Below are 17,175 nucleotides of genomic sequence, written 5' to 3'. Positions count from 1 at the left end.
CCCCGCGGACCATCGTGACAAATGGAGAGCGGGGTTGTTTGTTTGTTCCAAACGTCCATCGTTAGAAGAAAAGGAGACACGGATCATGAATATTGTGTTTATGGGAACACCTGATTTTTCCGTCCCGGTTCTGCAGGGGCTGGTCAAAGAAGAGTATACGATAGCGGCAGTAGTGACGCAGCCGGATCGTCCGAAAGGAAGAAAAAAAATACTTTCTCCGCCCCCGGTAAAAGAAGAAGCCATCAGGCAGGGTCTGAAAGTGCTGCAGCCGGAAAAGCTGAAAGGCAGTCCGGAGCTTGCAGAAATCATTTCCCTTCAGCCGGACCTGATTGTTACCGCGGCCTATGGGCAGATCCTTCCAAAGGAGCTGTTGGATACGCCGGCACTTGGAGCCGTGAATGTCCACGCCTCCCTGCTTCCTAAATACAGGGGAGGCGCCCCCATCCATCAGGCGGTCATGGATGGAGAAAAGAAAACCGGCGTAACCATTATGTATATGGTGCCAAAGCTTGATGCCGGAGACATTATTACCCAGGTGGAAGTATCGATTGAAGAGGATGATACGACCGGAACGATTCATGATAAATTAAGCGGAGCCGGTGCTAAGCTTCTATTGGAAACTATTCCAGTTCTAAAGTCAGGAGAAGTTTCTCCGCAAAAGCAGAATGAAGCAGAAGCTACGTTTGCTTCCAACATTACAAGAGACCAGGAGAAAATTGACTGGAACCGTCCCGCCCGGGATATTCATAATCAAGTACGGGGATTGTTTCCGTGGCCTGTAGCCTACACCACATTTGAAAACAAATTATATAAAATCAGAAAAACAGTACGGCTGGATGAAGAGTCCGAAGGGAAACCGGGCGAAATTGCAGCAGTAAAACCAGATTCGATCTGGATTACGGCAGGCGACCACCAGCTTCTTGCCGTTACGGAGCTCCAGCCATCCGGAAAAAAGAAAATGACCGTTGAAGAACTGCTGAGAGGCAGGCATCCATTTGAAGAGGGGAAGCGTTTCACGAGTGAAGACTAAACAGCCGAATGACGTTAGAAGCATTGCCGTTTCTTTAATAGAACGGGTGGAAAAAGAAGGGGCATACAGCCATTTAGTACTGGACGCAGCCATTAAAGACCGTCTCGTGCCCGAACGGGATACCGCGCTTCTCACCGAGCTTGTCTACGGCACGATCAAAAGAAGAAATACGCTTGATTACTGCCTGAATGCTCATGTAAAAAAAGGGGTCGGCTCTTTACAAACATGGGTGGCATCCTTATTAAGAATGTCGCTGTATCAGATGATTTATCTGGACCGCGTGCCGGAAAGAGCCGTGCTGTACGAGGCCGTCCGCATTGCTAAAGAAAAAGGCCACGAAGGAATCGGCAGTCTTGTGAACGCCGTGCTTCGTTCATATCAACGCGCCGGCTTTCCTGCACTTCCGGAACAGATGGAAAGATTGGAAAAGCTTTCTGTAGAGTACAGCCATCCCCGGTGGCTTCTGGAAGAATGGGAAACCGCCTACGGCCAAGAGAATACGGCAGCAATGGCCGCTCAGAATCTTGTACCCCCGCAGACGAGTATCCGGGTTAACCGCATGAAAGCGTCAAGAGAAGAAGTGATGGAAAAGCTGGAACGTGAAGGCTGTGATACAGAAAAAGGAGCCTTGTCCGAAGATGCTCTCATTGTACTGACTGGAAATGTGCTGATGACAAAAGCATACAATGAAGGTTATTTTACGATACAGGACGAAAGCTCGATGCTTGTAGCAGCAGCGCTTGATGCCAAAGCAGGTATGACCGTACTTGATGCATGCGCCGCACCGGGCGGAAAAACAACCCACATTGCTGAGCGAATGCATAATCAGGGAAGTGTTCATGCGTTTGACCTTCATCAAAAAAAACTCAGGCATATTGAAGAACAGGCGGAAAGGCTTGAACTTTCCATTATTTCAACGAAAAAGCTGGATGCCAGAAATATTTTAACCGAGATAGACGAGCAGCATTACGATCGTATTCTTATCGATGCTCCCTGCAGCGGTATGGGAGTAATCCGCAGAAAACCGGAATTAAAATGGAACAAAAAGCCGGATGACTTAATTTCCCTGCCTTCGGTACAGTATGATATATTAACAGAAGCAGCTAAAACCTTGAAAATAGGCGGCAGGATCGTGTATAGTACATGCACAGTGCGTCCGGAAGAAAACGAACAGGTAGTGAAGGCATTTTTAGAAGCCCACCCTTCCTTTGTTCGGGATGATTCCATGAAAAGACGCTTAACTCAGGACACGGAAAGCGGAAGTGAATGGACCATTCTTCCGCACAATTACGAGACGGACGGATTTTACATGGCGGCATTTGAAAGAAAAGGTTAGAAAGAGGGATTTTATATGCAGGAATTAAAAAAAGAAGTACAGGCAGAAATCGCAGGAAAAAAAGGATCGGTATACACGCTTCAGTTTGACGATTTAAAAGCGTGGCTGCAGGAAGCAGGGGAGCCGTCCTTTAGGGCTGACCAGATCTTCTACTGGCTCTATGACAAACGGGTGGAGCAGTTTGACGAAATGACAAACCTGTCCAAAGCGCTCAGAGAGAGACTCAGCAGCACATTTTCCATTACGCCGCTTAAAGAAGTAGCCAAGCAGGAATCCGTAGACGGAACAGTGAAGCTGTTGTTTGAACTTGAGGACGGCAATACGATTGAAACAGTTGTTATGAAGCATGGATACGGCAACAGCGTATGTGTAACGAGCCAGGTAGGCTGCAGACTCGGCTGTACGTTCTGCGCTTCCACGCTTGGCGGCTTAAAGCGTAACCTGGAAGCCGGAGAAATTACGGCTCAGGTGCTCGCTTCCCAGCGCGCGCTTGATGAAAAAGGAGAACGGGTCAGCTCTGTTGTTGTAATGGGGATTGGAGAACCATTTGACAACTATAAAGAACTGATTGGGTTTTTAAAAGTTATTAATCACGACAAAGGCTTAAATATTGGTGCAAGACATATCACGGTTTCCACAAGTGGTGTCGTACCTAAAATTTATGATTTTGCGGATGAAAAACTGCAGATTAATTTTGCCGTTTCCCTTCATGCGCCGACGACAGAAATAAGAAGCCGCCTGATGCCGGTAAACCGCGCATGGCCGCTGGATAAACTTATGGAGTCAATTAAGTATTACCAGGAAACGACGAACCGCCGGGTTACGTTTGAGTACGGTCTTTTCGGCGGCGTCAACGATCAGGTGGAACATGCAAAACAGCTTGCTGAACTTATCAAAGGCCTTAAATGCCACGTGAACTTAATACCCGTGAACCATGTACCGGAGCGGGATTATGTACGGACTAAACGGGAAGATATCTTTGCTTTTGAAAAAACACTCAAAGAAGCGGGAGTCAACGTAACGATCCGCCGTGAACAGGGTCATGATATTGATGCTGCCTGCGGCCAGCTCCGTGCGAACGAAGGAAAAAAGAAGTGAGGTGAACCGCTCCTTGAAGCAGGCGTATAAAACCATTACCGGCAAAGTAAGAAGACACAATGAAGATGCCGCAGGGATTTTTAAAAACCAAAGCGGTGAGTATTTGGCAGTCGTTTGTGATGGAATGGGCGGGCACCAGGCAGGAGATACAGCCAGTGCTGCTGCTCTGGAAATATTAAAAAAGGAGTGGGAGCATGAACCGTTCCCGCTGCTTCCGGAAGAAGCAAGAGCCTGGCTTATCAATCGGATGGAAAAGGTCAATGCGGCTATTTTTGAGCTGTCCCGTCAGGACGTATATCTGCAGGGAATGGGAACTACTGCCGTTGCTGCTGTATGCACCCCGGGGTTTATAGCAATCGCTCATGTAGGAGACAGCCGTGCTTATGTATTCGATGAACAAGGTGTATATCAAAAAACGCAGGATCACTCTCTAGTAAACGAACTTCGTCTAAGAGGCGAATTAACGGAACAGGAAGCAGAAAGCCATCCTAGAAAAAATGTACTAACCCGTGCGCTTGGTACGGATAAAAACGTTAAATGTGATGCTTCTGTTATGGAATGGGATAAAGGGGAAGGCGTCTTTTTGTGCTCAGACGGCCTTTCCAATAAAGTAACAAGCCTGGAAATCGCTGACTTGCTGCAGAGCAGAAGCTCTGTAGAAGAAGCGGTGGAAAGGATTGTACATAAAGCAAACGACCGTGGCGGAGAAGACAACATTACGATAGCTGCAGTAATTAATTCCTTTTCGATGAAAAGGAGGATGCAGTGATGGACCTGATCGGCAAACGAATGAGCGACCGTTATGAAATCATCAGCCTTATCGGCGTGGGCGGCATGGCTCATGTATATAAAGCCAATGACATCATTTTGGAGCGGTTCGTCGCTGTGAAAATTCTGCAGCCTCAATTTAACGCAGACAACGACTTTATCAGGCGCTTCCATCGTGAAGCCCAGGCAGCCACCAGCCTCCATCATCCTCATATTGTAAATATTTATGACGTGGGGGAAGATGAAGATACGTATTACATCGTGATGGAATATGTAGAAGGCATTACGCTGAAAGAAAAGATTACGCAAGAAGGACCGCTTCCTGTGGAAGAAGCAGTGGAAATCATGAAGCAGGTTCTTGGCGCTATTGAGCAGGCTCATGCCAATAGAGTCGTGCATAGAGATTTAAAGCCGCAGAATATACTTATAGAAAACAGCACTGCCAAAGTAGCTGATTTTGGGATAGCCAGAGCGGCCTCTTCGGCTACGATTACGCACACAAACTCCGTCATCGGATCCGTCCATTATTTATCGCCGGAACAGGCGAAAGGAAGCGTTATCACTCACCGTGCCGATATATATTCTCTCGGGATTCTCCTGTTTGAGATGGTTACGGGAAGTCTGCCCTTTAAAGCGGAGTCGGCAGTCAGTATTGCTTTAATGCACATCCAGGAAAGCATACCGATGCCGACAGACAGGCGGTACGGGCTGCCCCAGAGCATAGAAAACATCATTCTCCGGGCTGTCGAAAAAGATCCGGATGACCGTTACCAGACTGCGTTTTCCATGAAAGAAGACCTGCAGACATCCCTGCAGGAAAGCAGAAAAAATGAAGCGCCTTATATAGGGTTTTATCAGACGCTGGCGATGGCCTCTGTATATACAGGACCTGATGCCGAGAGTGAGGAAACAAAAATACTGCCGGTGCAGGCTGTTACGGGCCCGAGAGAAGATACCAGTGGAAGAAAAAAAAGCCCGTCCCAGAAAAACAGCTGGTTTTTGTCTTTTCTCATTGTACTGCTTCTCGTGTTTGCATCAATTGTTGCAGCCTTTACGTTTGTTCCTGAAATATTAAGCGTAGAAGACGTGAATGTTCCTGAACTGGAAGGCCTGCATGCCGATGAAGCTTTGGAACGTCTGGAAAATAAAGGGCTTGCTGCTTTGCCGGAGGAAGTAACAATTGAGGATAGAGCCAGCGGGGAGACAACCGGCCAGCTGCCGGCGGCTGGTTCTTCTGTGAAAAAGCATTCGGAAGTGACTATTTATGTTAATGATCTTTCCACTATGGATCTGGCAGCGGAAAACGGCAGCCGGGAACAAAACGGCTGGACCGCCATTTGGACGGAGCTCCTGCTTCCCGGAAATGTGCAGGCAGAAGATTAAAAGGAGGAAGCATGCGAGAAGGACTTATTATTAAAGCACTCAGTGGATTTTATTATGTAAAAAATGACGATGGCGTTTTCCAATGCAGAGGCAGGGGCTTATTTCGAAAACAGAAAATCTCCCCTCTGGTAGGAGATCGGGTGGAATTTGACGCAGATAATGACAAAGAAGGGTATGTCCAGGAAATAAAAGAACGAAAAAACGAGCTCGTCCGCCCATCGGTTGCAAATATTGATCAGGGCATACTCGTGTTTTCAGCGGTCGAACCCGTGTTTTCTACCATGCTGCTGGACCGGTTTCTTGTGCATCTGGAGGCGCATGATATTGAACCTGTTATTGTAGTGACAAAAAAAGACCTGGCTTCCCCTTCAGAACAGGAGGAGATAGAAAAATATGCGGATCTATACCGAAGCATCGGCTATTCTGTTTATTTTTTAAGCGTCCAGACTCCGGAAAGCCTGGAGCAGATCTCCCATTTATTTGCAGGGAAACTTTCCATTTTTGCCGGCCAGTCCGGCGTGGGGAAGTCCACGCTGCTAAATTATCTGAACCCAAAGCTGCACCTGGAAACGGGTGTTATATCAGACCATTTAAAACGGGGCAAGCATACGACGCGGCACGTAGAGCTGGTGGAAGTATTTGGTGGACTGGTTGCAGACACGCCGGGATTCAGCTCTCTGGAATTTACGGGTCTGCTGAAAGAAAATGTTGATATTTATTTTCCTGAAATGGCAGAAAGGCTTCCGGACTGCAAGTTCAGAGGCTGCAAGCATATAAAGGAACCGGGATGCGCAGTAACGGCTGCATGGAAAGAAGGCACTATTGCCGATCACCGCTATCAGCACTATTTACAATTTTATAAAGAAATCGCAGACATTCGGAGGTATTAATTCAATGACAAAAATAGCACCGTCAATTCTAGCCGCAGATTTCGCACGTCTAAAAGAAGAAATTGAAGAAGTGGACAAAGGAGGGGCTGAATACATTCATATTGATGTAATGGACGGTCACTTTGTACCTAATATTACGATCGGCCCGCTGATTGTAGAAGCTGTCCGTCCGCATACCGAAAAGGTACTGGATGTTCATCTAATGATTGAAAATCCGGATCAGTATATTGAAACATTCGCCAAAGCGGGTGCAGACATTATTTCCGTACATGTGGAAGCGTGCCCGCATCTGCACCGTACGATTGAATTAATTAAACAGTCCGGAAAAAAAGCCGGCGTCGTGTTAAACCCGGCTACTCCGGTTCAAAGCATTCTTCCTATTCTAAAAGAAGTGGATCTTGTATTGTTTATGACCGTGAATCCCGGTTTTGGCGGCCAGGCATTTATTCCGGAGGTTATGGATAAAGTAAAAGAGCTGCGGAGTATTATAGATGAAAAAGCCTACCACGCTGAAATTGAAATTGACGGCGGCGTCAATGAAAAAACAGCCCGGCTCTGCGTGGAAGCCGGAGCAGATGTCCTTGTAGCAGGATCGGCGATTTACAGTCAAAAAGATCGTGCCCGGGCTATCGAAGCTATTCGGGGCTAGTAACTTATAATAATATTATGTAAACAAATGAAATAAAAAAAAGAACAACGGCCATAAGCCGTTGTTCTTTTTAATGCGCAGGCAATTATATGATTATACGCGCTGCACTTTGCCGGATTTAAGAGCACGAGCAGAAACGTATACACGTTTTGGTTTGCCATCTACTAGGATTCTAACTTTCTGAACGTTAGCATTCCAGCGTCTTTTCGTAGCATTATTAGCGTGGGAACGGTTGTGGCCGGATTTAGGGCCTTTACCGGTAATAAAACATTTGCGAGCCATGAAACGCACCTCCTTTATGTTTCTCTGTACCAATTAATTCATACTAAATGATTTTAGCACAACACTTTCCGCAATGCAATCCTTGTTAAGAAAAGATCTTGACAAGCCCGGCAGTGAATCGGAATCAGCCGCTTTTTTTCAGCGTCTGAATGAAATATACCAGAGAAATTGTCCAGCGCTTTCAAAAAAGGCGGGGCTATAGTAAACTATAAGGCAGAATGTTTAATAGGCCGAGGAGGAATATGTATGACAATCGAAGTTTCAACAACGCTTGGAAAAATTGAGATATCTGATGATACGATCTCCACTGCTGCCGGCGGAGCTGCTGTTGACTGCTATGGGATTGTAGGCATGGCCTCCCAAAAGCATTTTAAGGACGGCATTTCCGATCTGCTCAAAAAAGAGAATATCGAAAAAGGAATTGTTCTTCGAAGAGAAAAAGAAGAAGTACATATTGATATGTACATTATTGTAAGCTATGGCATTAAAATATCCGAGGTGGCCTCCAATGTACAAAGTGCAGTGAAGTACCAGATAAAGCATATGCTCGGAATAGATGTAAAGGCTGTTAACGTATATGTCCAGGGAGTAAGAGTGATTGATGCGTAATAGAAATGAGGAGGAAGCAGCGTGTTGGAAAATGAGTTAAAGGCTTCAAAACTTGCGGATATGCTTGGAGAAGGAGCTGCAATGCTTCATAAGCATGCCCAGGAAGTAGATGCACTAAACGTATTTCCGGTTCCGGATGGTGATACTGGAAAAAATATGAATTTAACTATATCTTCAGGAATGAAAGAGGTAATGGCGGCAGACCACAGTGAGTCAGCTGGAAACACTGCGAAAGCTTTTTCCAAAGGACTGTTGATGGGAGCAAGAGGAAATTCCGGGGTGATTTTGTCCCAGCTTTTTCGCGGATTCAGCCAGGTTCTTGAAAAAGAAACGAACGTCACGGCAGTGCAGCTGGCTGCTGCTTTTAATGAAGGGGTGCATACGGCCTATAAAGCTGTCATGAAGCCGGTGGAAGGTACTATTCTAACAGTAGCCAGAGAAGGCGCAGCGTATGCACAGGAACAGCTGCAGGACAGCACGACCCCGGAAGAATATTTTCGTTTTCTGGTGGAAGGCTCAGAGCAGTCGCTTGCGGGTACTCCGGAACTGCTTCCAATTTTAAAAGAAGTTGGGGTAGTGGATTCCGGCGGGCAGGGGCTTGTTTATATTTATAAAGGGATGTACAACGTGCTGGCCGGTCTGGCCTCATCAGACGCCAGGGAGGAAGTGCCTTCACTGGATGATCTCGTGAAGCTTGAGCATCACCAGCAGGCCCAGACGCAGCTCTCAACAGAAGATATGGAATACGGCTACTGTACGGAAGTGATGATTTGTTTTGACGAAGAGAAGCTCAATAAAAATCCGTATGATGAAACAGCTTTTAGAAACGAGCTGTCTGCATGGGGAGATTCCCTACTGGTCGTAAACGATGAAGAGCTGTTAAAGATACATATTCATGCGGAATATCCGGGTGAAGTGATCAATAGAGCCCAGCGGTACGGATCGCTGCGCCATATTAAAGCGGAAGATATGCGCGAGCAGCATCAGGCTATTGTAGAAGAAGATTCCAGGCAGAAGGCCGGCTCAGTTAAGCCGAAAAGCCGCTACGGCGTTGTAGCCGTGTCGGCGGGACCTGGAATGGACGAACTGTTTAAAGGCATGGGAGCCCACGAGATTATCAGCGGGGGACAGACCATGAATCCAAGCACAGAGGATTTTCTGCAGGCAATAGAGCGTGTGAACGCCGAGCATGTATTTCTGCTTCCCAATAATGGAAATATTATTATGGCAGCCGGCCAGGCAGCTGAGGTCGCCGATAAGCAGACAACGGTTATTGAAACAAAAACGATACCGGAAGGACTAAGCGCGCTTTTAGCTCTGGATGAGTCAAAAGATGCTTCTGCAAACAGCCGCGCGATGGCTGAAGCCAAAAGCCGTGTGAAAAGCGGAGAGGTTACTTTTTCTGTTCGGGACACGATGATAAATGGCAGATCAATTGCAAAAGACGATTATATGGGGATCAGCGGAAAAGATATTATCAGTGCGGGGACCGATATAAAAGAAGTAACAAATGAACTTCTCGCCAGCATGATCAACGAAGAAACGGAAATCGTTACGATTATTGAAGGAGAAGACAGTGATGAAGAAACATCAGCAGCTGTCCAGGCTTTTATTGAAAAACATTACGAAGAAGCCGAAGTGGAACGGCATCACGGAGGCCAGCCGCTTTATCCTTATATAATTTCCGTGGAATAGAGCGGGACGAAGCTGACAGGGGATAAGGGCACTTTTCCCCTGACGCCTCGTTTTGGCTGGAAATACGAATGAATATATATGCGGATTCGAAACAAATACTGTATCTGAAAGCCTTTTTGTTAAAGAAAAGGCTTTTTTGCCATGAACGGGTTTTCTCCTGTAAAACAAGGGAAGGAGAGTGCTATAATAAAGGCGAACGTACATTTCCACTTTTACTTTTCCAAAGGCCTGGAAAAGCAGGGAGGCTGACTAATGAATATGCAAATTCATTTATTATATAAAAATAAAAAACGCTGCGGCACCGCTTCAAAAGAGAGCGGGTGGCGGCAATGAGTACGATTCATTTAAACGATCCGGTGGCAGTGCTTCATGGAGTTGGCAAAGAAAAAGAGCTCGAACTTCAGCAGATCGGAATCAATACCGTACAGCAGCTGATTGAGCATTTTCCATATCGTTATGAAAACCATGAAATTGTACCAATCCACGAGCTCGAACATGAGCAGAAGGCAACCATTACCGGAACGGTCCAGGGGGAGCCGCTGCTTCGTTATTTCGGCCGGAAGAAATCAAGGCTGACGGTCCGGCTGGTATGTGATGGTATTCTCGTGACGGCTACTTTCTTTAACCGTGCCTTTTTAAAAAATAAAATAAAGCAGGGAGAAGCGGTCACCCTGACGGGAAAATGGGATAAACACAGACTGACGATGACCGTGCAGGGATTTCAGGAAGGAGAACCAGATCCTTCCAAAAGCCTGGCTCCGGTCTACTCCATCGGCGGAAATCTCTCGATGTTTCAGCTTAAAAAATTCATTCAGACGGCATTGAAGGAATACAGCAGCGGGATAACAGAGGTCCTTCCGGAGGAATATTTAAAAAAGTATAAACTGCCCGGCAAGCAGAGCGCTTATTGGAGCATTCACCAGCCGGGAAGCCACGAAGAGCTTAAGCATGCCAGGCGGCGGATTGTTTACGAGGAACTGCTGTTATTTCAGCTTGGCATGCAGGCATTAAAACGATCCAAGCGGATGGCGGCTCAGGGGAATAAACTGAGCTACGACAAGCCTGAGCTGAAGAAATTTATTCAAACGATACCGTTTTCTTTAACGGGAGCCCAAAAAAGGTCTGTAAACGAAATTGTGACCGATATGCTCCAGCCCGGAAGAATGAACCGGCTTCTGCAGGGGGATGTCGGGTCCGGAAAAACGGTGGTAGCCCTTATTGTCATGTATGCCCAGTATTTGGGAGGGAACCAGTCTGCGCTTATGGTGCCAACGGAAATTCTTGCTGAACAGCATTTTCAATCCCTGCAGCCATTTTTTGAAAATACAGGAGTGAAAATCGGCCTGTTAACCGGATCGGTGAAGGGCAAGAAAAGACAGGCTGTGTATGAGGCGATTCAGACCGGCGGCGTGGATATTGTAGTGGGGACACATGCTTTAATTCAGGAAGGCGTGGAGTTTCAGCGGCTCGGGCTCGTTATAACGGACGAACAGCACCGTTTTGGCGTGAATCAGAGAAGAACGCTGCAGAGCAAAGGAGAAAAGCCGGATGTTCTTTTTATGACAGCCACCCCTATTCCGCGGACGATGGCCATTTCCGTCTTCGGGGACATGGATGTATCCGTGATCGATGAGATGCCGGCCGGCAGAAAGCCCATTCAAACATTCAGTGCCAAACATACGATGCTTGAGCGGGTGCTTGGATTTATGAAAAAAGAACTGGATCAGGGCAGGCAGGGATATGTGATCTGTCCGCTGATTGAAGAATCAGAGATGCTGGATGTGCAGAACGCTATCGATGTACATGCCCAGCTCAGTGCCTACTATACCAATTATGAAGTTGGATTAATGCACGGCCGCCTTTCAGCGGACGAAAAAGAAGCGGTAATGGCGTCTTTTGCAGAAGGCAGAGTATCGGTGCTTGTTTCCACTACGGTAGTAGAAGTAGGCGTAAACGTACCAAATGCCTCCGTTATGGTTATTTATGACGCAGACCGCTTCGGGCTTGCCCAGCTTCATCAGCTGAGGGGAAGAGTCGGACGAGGCGAAGATCAGTCTTACTGCATTCTGCTTGCCGACCCCAAGTCAGAAACAGGAAAAGAAAGAATGCGTATTATGGAGGATACGAATGACGGGTTTGTTGTTTCCGAAAAAGATCTGGAGCTGAGAGGCCCCGGGGATTTCCTGGGAAGCAAACAAAGCGGCCTGCCCTACTTTAAGCTTGCCGATGTAGTTCTGGATTACCGCGCGCTGGAAACCGCCAGGCAGGATGCCCAGGAGCTGATAAACAGTTCCTCTTTCTGGGAGGAAAACGAGTACAGTCCGCTTCGGGATTATCTGCACCGGCATGGTGCCCTGCGCGGGGAAAAGCTTGACTAACGGTTGCAAAAACAGACCTGGAATTATATACTACTTTTATTACCTAGTCATAACATTGGATGGTGGCCTGATGAAATACACTAAAAAGCAGCGCCAGGAAAAATTACAAAATAAAATTATAGAAAATCCATTTATTACGGATGAAGATCTGGCTGATTTTTTCAGCGTAAGCGTGCAGACTATCCGTCTGGATCGTCTGGCTTTATCAATTCCCGAGCTCAGGGAGCGCATCAAGCATGTAGCCCGTGAGCATCTAGACGATGTGAAAGCACTGCCTGAAGAAGAAGTGATTGGGGAAATTATTGATCTTCAGCTTGATAAGGAAGCAATTTCTCTTCTTGATATAAAAAAAGAACACGTGTTTTCACGAACCGGCATCGCCCGCGGCCATTATTTATTTGCCCAGGCAAACTCACTGGCGGTTGCTATCATAGATGAAAAGATGGCTTTAACCGCTAAAGCCTCCGTCCACTTTCACCGCCGTGTAAAAGAAGGGGAGCGGGTGATCGCCAAGGCGGAAGTGAAAGGCACCAAAGATGGAAAAACCATTGTACATGTCGTAAGCAATGTTAAAGAAGAAATGGTATTTTATGGAGAGTTTTCCATGTACCGTTCAGGAAAATAAATCAGTTGAAGGAGCCGGTACAATGAGAATCGCTATTGATGTAATGGGAGGCGACCATGCGCCGAAAGCGCATATTGCCGGGGCCATGGCAGCCGTCCGCTCTTTTAAAGATATAGAGTTTACTCTCATTGGAGATGAAACGGAGATTTTGAAACATCTATCCGATAAAAAGCAGATGACTATTCTACATACGACGGAAATGATAGCAGATGATGATACACCGACTAAAGCCGTCCGCAAGAAGAAGGACTCATCAATGGTTCTGGCGGTCCGGGAAGTGAAGGAAGGGCGTGCGGATGCGTGTATTTCTTCTGGTAATACCGGGGCGCTGATGACAGCAGGCCTCCTTCATATCGGCCGGATTCCAGGCATTGAAAGGCCTTCTCTTGCTCCTATGCTGCCGACTATCGGAGGCGAAGGTTTTTTGCTGCTTGATGTGGGAGCGAACATGGATGCCAAAGCTTCCCATCTACTGCAGAATGCAATTATGGGAAGCATATACATGGAAAAAGTGAAAAAAATGGACCGGCCCAGAGTCGGCCTCGTTAACGTAGGTACCGAAGAAGGAAAAGGCAACGAGCTTACCAAGCAGGCTCATCAACTTCTGTCAGCGGCGCCGATTAATTATATTGGAAGCGTAGAAACAAGAGGTCTTCTTGAAGGAGGCTGTGATGTGGTCGTATGCGACGGATTTTCCGGCAATCTGCTGTTGAAATCCATTGAAGGTACGGCAAAAACCATCTTTAGTCTCCTGAAGCAGGAAATGAACTCCAGCTTAACGAATAAGCTGGCAGCCGGCGTTTTAAGAAGCAGCTTTAAAAATATTGGTGAAAAAATGAACTATGTTCATTACGGCGGCGCAGCCTTATTCGGCTTAAAAGCCCCCGTTATTAAAGCACACGGTTCATCGGACCATATCGCCATTTTTCACGCGATACGTCAGGCAAGGCAGATGGTCGAAGAAGACGTAACATCGGTTATTCAAAAAGAAGTGCAGCAGCAGGAGGAATCGCAATGAAAAAAACAGCCTTTTTATTTCCAGGCCAGGGCTCACAATATGTAGGCATGGGAAAAGAATTATATGAAAGCTCTTCAGACGCAAAAGAACTGCTTGACCGGGCGGATATGGTGCTTGGTTTTTCGTTAACGGATTTAATGTTTAACGGCCCTGAAGAAAAGCTGAAACAAACCGAACATGCCCAGCCGGCTCTTTTAGCAGCAAGTATTATCGCATGGAAAGAGCTCGACAAACAGGGCGTGACGGCAGATTATACCGCCGGCCACAGCCTGGGGGAATATTCAGCAGCTGTTGCATCCGGCGTGCTGTCTTTTGAAGATGCCGTGCAGGCGGTTCATCAGCGCGGCCTGTTTATGGAAGAGGCCGTACCGGCAGGGAAAGGCGCTATGGCAGCCATAATGGGGATGGAACGGGAGGCGCTTGAACAGGTAACCCGCTCTGTCACGACGGGCAGCGTTGAGCTGGCCAATATCAATGCCCCCGGCCAAATTGTTATCTCCGGCGATAAAGAAGCCGTAGAGGAAGCAGGAGAAGCAGCAAAAGAGCAGGGAGCAAAAAAAGTGATTCCGCTTTCTGTCAGCGGACCATTTCATTCAAAAGGAATGGAGCCGGCAAAAAACAAGTTAGCCGGTGTTCTGGATGGGATTGTCTTTACCGAAGCACAGATTCCACTGGTGTCCAATGTAACGGCTGAACCTGTAAGAGATAAAGAGCAGATAAAATCCCAGCTGATTGAGCAGGTGACTTCTCCCGTGCTTTGGGAGGATTCGATGAAAAAACTGATCGAAGAAGGCACCGTGACATTTATTGAAGTAGGTCCGGGCAAAGTACTAAGCGGACTGATGCGCAGAATTCAGCGCCGCGGCCTGGATGTTATGGCAGCAGAAGATACGGAAACAATTAATAAAGCAGCAGAATCATGGAAGGGAGAGGTATAATGCTAAAAGGCCAGTCCGCCCTCGTAACCGGAGGATCCAGAGGAATTGGAAAAGCTATTGCGGTTGAACTTGCAAAGCAGGGAGTCAACGTAGCTGTAAACTATTCAGGTAACAGGGAAAAAGCAGAAGAAGTGGCGAATTCGTGCCGCAAATATGACGTGGAAGCTTTCACCTGGAAAGCAGATATTTCAAAAGAAGAAGAAGTAAAAACAATGCTTAAGGAAGTTACTTCCGCCTTTGGAGGACTCGATATTCTTGTAAATAATGCAGGTATTACGAGAGACAACCTTATGATGCGGATGAAAGAGGACGATTGGGACGACGTTATGAACATTAACCTCAAAGGCGTGTTCTTCTGTTCCAAAGCAGCGGCCCGCACGATGTCCAAGCAGCGCAGCGGAAAAATCATTAATATTGCCTCGGTGGTCGGACTGACAGGAAATCCGGGACAGGCAAACTATACGGCTGCCAAAGCGGGCGTGATCGGATTAACAAAAACGATGGCCAAAGAGTTTGCTTCCCGTAATATTCAGGTGAATGCTGTAGCACCCGGATTTATTGCTACGGATATGACCGAACAGATGTCGGAAGAAGCCCGGGACGCCGTGCTTTCACAAATACCGGCTTCCCACCTCGGAAAACCGGACGATGTGGCACATGCTGTAACTTTTCTTGCGTCAAGCAGCGCAGGCTACATTACGGGACAGACAATTAACGTAGACGGCGGTATGGTGATGTAGGGTTTCTAGGTGCCTTGTAGAAAAAGGGTGGTTTTTTCAGGGTACATCTTCTATAATGTCTAATAGTGTGAGAATGATATATTCTCTCGAGGAGGTGAAAAGCATGGCAGATGTGGAAGAACGCGTAAAAGGTATTGTAGTGGAACGCCTCGGTGTAGAGGAAACAGAAGTAACCAGAGAAGCTAGATTCAAAGAAGATCTGGGCGCTGACTCATTGGACGTCGTCGAGCTTGTAATGGAGCTTGAAGATGAGTTTGACCTGGAAATTTCTGATGAAGACGCAGAAAAGATTGTTACTGTGGCTGATGTAGTAGATTACATACAGGCTCAGCAATAATACCCTGGTTATTATTACTTCTTTTAATAAAGAGTATTTGATATGCTGTATATGAATAAGCCAAGTTCTATAATGAACTTGGCTGTTTCTATATAAGCCTGTAGAAAATGAAAAGAAAAACACAGCTGCCAATCAGGCGCTGATGTTTTAAAGAGGAGAAAGAGTGATGCCAAAAGATATGTCACATTCATCAGGCCAAAAACCGCCGGTATCGAAAAAAAGAAAAAAAACGCGGGCAAAAATGGTGTTTCCTCCTGAACAAAAGCAGCGTATCAAAGACAAAATGGCGCAGCTCGGATTTACTTTTCAGGCAGAACATTTACTATTACAGGCTTTTACGCATTCATCCTATGTGAATGAGCATCGGATCCGGTCTGTGCAGGATAATGAAAGACTGGAGTTTCTAGGAGATGCAGTAGTCGAACTGGCTGTTTCCCGCTATTTATATACTCATTTCCCGGATATGAGCGAGGGGGAAATGACAAAGCTCCGTGCGGCAGCTGTATGCGAACCTTCCTTATCAAAGCTTGCAAAGGAACAAGGATTTGGTGAGCTTGTATTCATCGGAAAAGGAGAAGAAATGACGGGGGGAAGACTCCGCCCGGCGCTGCTTGCTGATGTATACGAATCATTTCTCGGAGCTTTGTATCTCGATCAGGGAATGGAACAGGCTCAGTTGTTTTTAAATGAGTCCATGTTTACAAAGCTGAAAAACGGTGCTTTTTCGCATATGATGGATTTCAAAAGCCAGCTTCAGGAAACGATTCAAAAAGAAAATGGCGGAACGCTCCTGTATGAAATTCAGGATGAAAGAGGACCTGCCCACAGCCGGGAGTTCTCTGCTGTGCTTAAACTTGATGATACGGTACTCGGGGAAGGCACCGGACGATCTAAAAAAGAAGCAGAACAGCAGGCGGCTGAAAACGCCTTGAAATATTTAGAACAGAACCGCAGCAGCGGCCCCAAGTAAAAAAAGACCGCTACTCTTTCCCGGGAAAGAGTAGCGGTCTTCTATTCTGGCAGCTTATCTGCCTTTGGTCAGTTTTCCGAGCTCGGATACGATAGCGTCCATTTCGCTTACGCTGAACTTATCTTTACTGCTCACCATATCGTATAATTCTTTGATCTCATCGTAACGGTTCAGGTCAAAGTTTTCAGCATCAAGTGCTGCCGGGTTTACAATTTGAAGCTTTATTCTCATAACGTCCATCATTTCATGAACATTTTCTGTCGTTGGTTCCTGTAAACTCACGCTATCTCCTCCAGATTATCCGATAATTATTTATTGTAGGGGTTTTTCATGAAAAGAGCAAAGGTAAATTACAGGATGAATGCTTCTGAACCCTGAAGGAATATGATAAAATAAAGTGTTGCAGTGAAATATCAGCGCAGAACCTGG

At 46.6% G+C, this 17,175-nt stretch carries 18 protein-coding genes; 16 read left to right on the top strand and 2 right to left on the bottom strand.

Annotated elements, in window-relative coordinates; genetic code table 11:
- Positions 1–82 precede the first annotated feature (82 nt).
- Genes fmt through rpe form a run of 7 tightly spaced genes read left to right on the top strand, consistent with a single transcriptional unit; the run spans position 83 to position 7,154 of the window.
- Positions 83–1,030 (top strand): methionyl-tRNA formyltransferase, encoded by a 948-nt coding sequence (gene fmt / locus ATL39_RS05515; RefSeq protein WP_120192643.1) that lies wholly within the window; start codon positions 83–85, stop codon positions 1,028–1,030.
- Positions 1,020–2,366: a 16S rRNA (cytosine(967)-C(5))-methyltransferase RsmB gene (rsmB, locus tag ATL39_RS05510; RefSeq protein WP_120192297.1), complete on the top strand. Its 1,347-nt coding sequence runs from the start codon at positions 1,020–1,022 to the stop codon at positions 2,364–2,366. Before fmt ends, rsmB begins: the two co-directional genes overlap by 11 nt.
- A 15-nt stretch (positions 2,367–2,381) precedes the next feature.
- Positions 2,382–3,464, top strand: a complete 1,083-nt coding sequence (rlmN, locus tag ATL39_RS05505; RefSeq protein WP_120192296.1) for a dual-specificity RNA methyltransferase RlmN — start codon at positions 2,382–2,384, stop codon at positions 3,462–3,464.
- Between the two features lie 13 nt (positions 3,465–3,477).
- The gene (locus ATL39_RS05500) at positions 3,478–4,233 is read left to right on the top strand and encodes a Stp1/IreP family PP2C-type Ser/Thr phosphatase (RefSeq protein WP_120192295.1); all 756 of its coding nucleotides are present in this window, start codon (positions 3,478–3,480) and stop codon (positions 4,231–4,233) included.
- Positions 4,233–5,615: a Stk1 family PASTA domain-containing Ser/Thr kinase gene (pknB, locus tag ATL39_RS05495; protein WP_120192294.1), complete on the top strand. Its 1,383-nt coding sequence runs from the start codon at positions 4,233–4,235 to the stop codon at positions 5,613–5,615. Before ATL39_RS05500 ends, pknB begins: the two co-directional genes overlap by 1 nt.
- Positions 5,616–5,626: 11 nt before the next feature.
- Entirely contained in the window at positions 5,627–6,505 is an 879-nt protein-coding gene (gene rsgA, locus ATL39_RS05490; RefSeq protein WP_120192293.1) for a ribosome small subunit-dependent GTPase A, read from the top strand.
- A gap of 4 nt (positions 6,506–6,509) precedes the next feature.
- Entirely contained in the window at positions 6,510–7,154 is a 645-nt protein-coding gene (rpe, locus tag ATL39_RS05485) for a ribulose-phosphate 3-epimerase (protein WP_120192292.1), read from the top strand.
- Between the two features lie 93 nt (positions 7,155–7,247).
- Here rpe and rpmB read toward each other — a convergent pair whose 3' ends face one another.
- Positions 7,248–7,436 carry a 50S ribosomal protein L28 gene (gene rpmB / locus ATL39_RS05480; protein WP_120192291.1) on the bottom strand — a complete coding sequence of 63 codons (189 nt, stop codon included), beginning with the start codon at positions 7,434–7,436 and terminating at the stop codon, positions 7,248–7,250.
- A 246-nt stretch (positions 7,437–7,682) separates the two neighbouring features.
- Here rpmB and ATL39_RS05475 point away from each other — a divergent pair, with 246 nt between their 5' ends.
- The 9 genes from ATL39_RS05475 to rnc all read left to right on the top strand — a co-directional run bounded on the left by ATL39_RS05475 (position 7,683) and on the right by rnc (position 16,746).
- Positions 7,683–8,045: an Asp23/Gls24 family envelope stress response protein gene (locus ATL39_RS05475; RefSeq protein ID WP_120192290.1), complete on the top strand. Its 363-nt coding sequence runs from the start codon at positions 7,683–7,685 to the stop codon at positions 8,043–8,045.
- Positions 8,046–8,066: 21 nt separating this feature from the next.
- Positions 8,067–9,740, top strand: a complete 1,674-nt coding sequence (locus ATL39_RS05470; RefSeq protein WP_425452969.1) for a DAK2 domain-containing protein — start codon at positions 8,067–8,069, stop codon at positions 9,738–9,740.
- 329 nt (positions 9,741–10,069) lie between these two features.
- Positions 10,070–12,118, top strand: coding sequence for an ATP-dependent DNA helicase RecG (gene recG / locus ATL39_RS05465; RefSeq protein WP_120192289.1), 2,049 nt, complete (start codon positions 10,070–10,072; stop codon positions 12,116–12,118).
- Positions 12,119–12,188: 70 nt separating this feature from the next.
- Complete coding sequence (gene fapR, locus ATL39_RS05460) at positions 12,189–12,743, top strand: transcription factor FapR (RefSeq protein WP_120192288.1); 555 nt, start codon at positions 12,189–12,191, stop codon at positions 12,741–12,743.
- A 22-nt stretch (positions 12,744–12,765) separates the two neighbouring features.
- A complete protein-coding gene (plsX, locus tag ATL39_RS05455) occupies positions 12,766–13,761 on the top strand; it encodes a phosphate acyltransferase PlsX (protein WP_120192287.1) in 996 nt (331 codons plus the stop codon).
- Positions 13,758–14,699, top strand: coding sequence for an ACP S-malonyltransferase (gene fabD, locus ATL39_RS05450; protein ID WP_120192286.1), 942 nt, complete (start codon positions 13,758–13,760; stop codon positions 14,697–14,699). Before plsX ends, fabD begins: the two co-directional genes overlap by 4 nt.
- Positions 14,699–15,439 carry a 3-oxoacyl-[acyl-carrier-protein] reductase gene (gene fabG, locus ATL39_RS05445; protein ID WP_120192285.1) on the top strand — a complete coding sequence of 247 codons (741 nt, stop codon included), beginning with the start codon at positions 14,699–14,701 and terminating at the stop codon, positions 15,437–15,439. The genes fabD and fabG overlap by 1 nt, the downstream gene beginning before the upstream one ends.
- Before the next feature lie 103 nt (positions 15,440–15,542).
- Entirely contained in the window at positions 15,543–15,776 is a 234-nt protein-coding gene (acpP, locus tag ATL39_RS05440) for an acyl carrier protein (protein ID WP_120192284.1), read from the top strand.
- 166 nt (positions 15,777–15,942) lie between these two features.
- The gene (rnc, locus tag ATL39_RS05435) at positions 15,943–16,746 is read left to right on the top strand and encodes a ribonuclease III (RefSeq protein ID WP_425452968.1); all 804 of its coding nucleotides are present in this window, start codon (positions 15,943–15,945) and stop codon (positions 16,744–16,746) included.
- 54 nt (positions 16,747–16,800) lie between these two features.
- Here the strand turns inward: rnc and ATL39_RS05430 are convergent, their stop codons facing one another.
- Positions 16,801–17,028 carry a DUF1128 domain-containing protein gene (locus ATL39_RS05430; RefSeq protein ID WP_120192283.1) on the bottom strand — a complete coding sequence of 76 codons (228 nt, stop codon included), beginning with the start codon at positions 17,026–17,028 and terminating at the stop codon, positions 16,801–16,803.
- Positions 17,029–17,175 lie beyond the last annotated feature (147 nt).

Origin of the sequence: Sinobaca qinghaiensis, assembly GCF_003610495.1 — a bacterium.
Lineage (GTDB): Bacteria > Bacillota > Bacilli > Bacillales > Marinococcaceae > Sinobaca > Sinobaca qinghaiensis.
Note: the sequence above shows the minus strand (reverse complement) of the source record. Positions and strands in the feature narration are given on the sequence as shown.